2 protein-coding genes are annotated in these 1,623 nt (G+C 43.6%); both read right to left on the bottom strand.

Features of this window, described 5'->3' with window-relative positions; translation table 11 throughout:
* Positions 1 to 307: 307 nt before the first annotated feature.
* Positions 308 to 811: a hypothetical protein gene (locus tag KDK14_RS08775; protein WP_257264714.1), complete on the bottom strand. Its 504-nt coding sequence runs from the start codon at positions 809 to 811 to the stop codon at positions 308 to 310.
* A 63-nt stretch (positions 812 to 874) separates the two neighbouring features.
* Complete coding sequence (locus KDK14_RS08770; protein ID WP_257264713.1) at positions 875 to 1,264, bottom strand: hypothetical protein; 390 nt, start codon at positions 1,262 to 1,264, stop codon at positions 875 to 877.
* Between the last annotated feature and the right edge of the window lie 359 nt (positions 1,265 to 1,623).

Raw genomic sequence — 1,623 nt, 5'->3', positions numbered from 1 at the left:
TTACGATAGACATTAAGCATCTATCTATTAATTCCAGAAGCAAAAGCTTTGAACCGAGAAGCACACGAAGAGCACAAAAGAAAAGTTCTTCTTTGTGCTCTTCGTGTGCTTCGTGGTTCCAATTCAAGACCCGCAGTACCTGGAAACCAACCCGCCTGCACTCGATCGCAGAAGCTAAAAAGAATAATGAACAATAGTCCTAACAGGAAGAATTCCTTAATGTCTACCAGGGCAGTCTATTCCCGGACAGCCTCCTGGTATCTGACACCTGATGTATAACCAGAGACTCTGGGTAAAAATTCACCAACTAACCATCAACCCGGGATTTCACTCGCCTGGACAAGTCAGACACGACGGACATAAACCTTGACGCTGGCTGGTGGGTATCATAAGAGGGGGTCATAACAATTTGCAATAACCTCTGTTCAACAGGCGTTCCCCAGGGTGGCATTACAACATATTTTTCCCGAGGTTTAGCCGGCTGCTTTTCAGTTTCAACCGGGACATATTGGGCATTAGCTAATCGATGAATAAGATTGCCTGTGTTTGAGTAAACATAACCAAGGTTTTGTTCGAAAGGGTGGTATTCCTCAGATCCCTTGGTCGCATAATATATTCCAAAACAATCTCTGCTCTCTAATTCCGCTGTTGCCAGCCCTCCTCCCGTGTAATAAGGAACACCCTCTTTAACTGAATCATCATTCATTAACATCACGAGGCCATAATCCCCCCTATCACGAAACCATACAGATCCCATTAAACCGTCACTGCGAATGTAATTTCGAACGATCCCCAACGTACACAATTCCACAGTCTGACCCTGCAATGAGAATTGCCTGGCCAACACCTCTACACCTTTTACAGCCAGATCAATCTATGCATTATCACTGGTCATTAATTGGCGCTTAAAGCTTTTCTGATTAACAATCCGGGAATCAGGAGAAAATTGTACGCTTACTTTGGTTTGTGGATAGCCTTCAGGAATTAAAGAAAAAATACATTGACTGTCATTAATTCCTGGCAACACTTGTGAACAAAGTCTGGATTTCAGTATTGAATTATATTTATCCTTGACAAAGTCATAGCTATCTCTATTGATCGCATTGTTGGCCTGTTGCAGGGTTTCCGGCTCTAAAACCGGTCGTATAGTCCGGAATGTATCCCCGAATTTAACATCAACCGATGCAGCTGAAGCTGAACCATCCTCAAGTGCAGAAAGCCTGTTTGCTTGCTGTGAATTTGCGTGCGCAGTAGTTGAAATCATTTTTTGAACGCCTTGCGAATCAATTCGTTAAAGTTGGCAACGTCGTCAGACTCTATAAACAGCAAATTGTTCCGCCCTGCTTCAGCCAAAGCCTCATATTATATAAATGATGCATTGCACCAGCGCCTGCATTAATATCTTTGCCGTGAAAGAAAATTGCCACGCAGGCAAGGGACAGAAAATGCTTTTCCTCTGTGTCTTCGTGGCTAAAGCTTTCATGACATGAGGGTGACCAGGAGGCTGTCCGAGAATAGACTACCCTGCTGCGGTTGCGATAAATTGGTCTAAAAATTCCTGCTTCTTCGTCAAATAGCCCCGCTATTCTCCTCAGAATCAGAAATTTTTAGCCTCAATTTCTC

The organism is Endozoicomonas sp. ONNA2, from assembly GCF_024606365.1.
Taxonomy (GTDB): Bacteria; Pseudomonadota; Gammaproteobacteria; order Pseudomonadales; family Endozoicomonadaceae; genus Endozoicomonas.
The sequence above is the reverse complement of the archived record's forward strand: the minus strand, read 5'-3'. Positions and strand labels throughout refer to the sequence as shown.

What these genes read in the sequence shown, in the direction of transcription:
- KDK14_RS08770 (WP_257264713.1), bottom strand. Translation starts at nt 1,264, where the DNA reads ATGATTTCAACTACTGCGCACGCAAATTCACAGCAAGCAAACAGGCTT.